We start from the raw sequence: 817 nt of genomic DNA on the forward strand, positions 1-817 counted from the left end.
GATGCTGGAGCGCGACCGCCTGGAGCTTGCCCATCTGTCCGACGAGGCCTGCGCCCGCTCGGGGCTGCGCCGCGAGGCGCCGCCCGAGGAGACCTTGCGCCTCGACGGCCCGTTGGCCGACCTGATCGAGGGCCTGCTTCGCCTCCCCGAGTTCGACGAGGCCCTCGACCGGGCCGCCGAGGACACGGCGCTGAAGGCGCGCGCGCAGGAAAGCGAGGCCGAGCGCACGGCCCCTGCGCCCGCGTCCGGGCACGCCGCGCGACTCTCGTCCGACACGGTCGCCTTCCGGATGGAGCTGGCGCGCCGCAACATCGATGCGGTGCCGGTCTGCGAGCTTGCCGAGATCGTCGATCCGCATTGGGGGCCGGCGCTCGAAGGCCTGCTCGGCCGGGCGCGCGAGGCGCTGGTGGTCGCCCCCGATCGCCTGGAAGAAGCGCTGGGCGTGCTTCAGGGCAACCGCGACCGCTTCAGCCGCTGCATCCTGGTGAAGACCACCGACACCGCCGGCCAGCGCGCGCGGCGCTTCGACGACGGGCCACTCTCGGTAATCGAGACCGACGACCCCCACGCCGCCGCCTTCCTCGGCGTGCGGCTCGGCGGCTACGACCTCGCGCGCGACGACGCCGAGCTGCGCCGGATGAGCCGCGCGGTGGCGCCGAGCGGGCGCACCACCGCGGGCATGGCCTACTCGGTCACCCGTTCGGTCGACCTGCTGATGACCCGGGGCCAGCGCGGGCCCACCGCCGAAAGCCGGCGCAACCACGAGATCGCCGTCACGGAAGCCAAGCGCCTGCGCGGCGAGGCCGTGGTCCTGCGC

General features: G+C 74.7%; 1 pseudogene. It reads left to right on the forward strand.

The annotated features are described in order from the left end of the window. Positions 1-817: pseudogene (locus tag FV222_RS27905) on the forward strand (ATPase); the annotation flags it as partial.

It is taken from the genome of Methylobacterium sp. WL103, assembly GCF_008039885.1.
Classification (GTDB): domain Bacteria; phylum Pseudomonadota; class Alphaproteobacteria; order Rhizobiales; family Beijerinckiaceae; genus Methylobacterium; species Methylobacterium cerastii.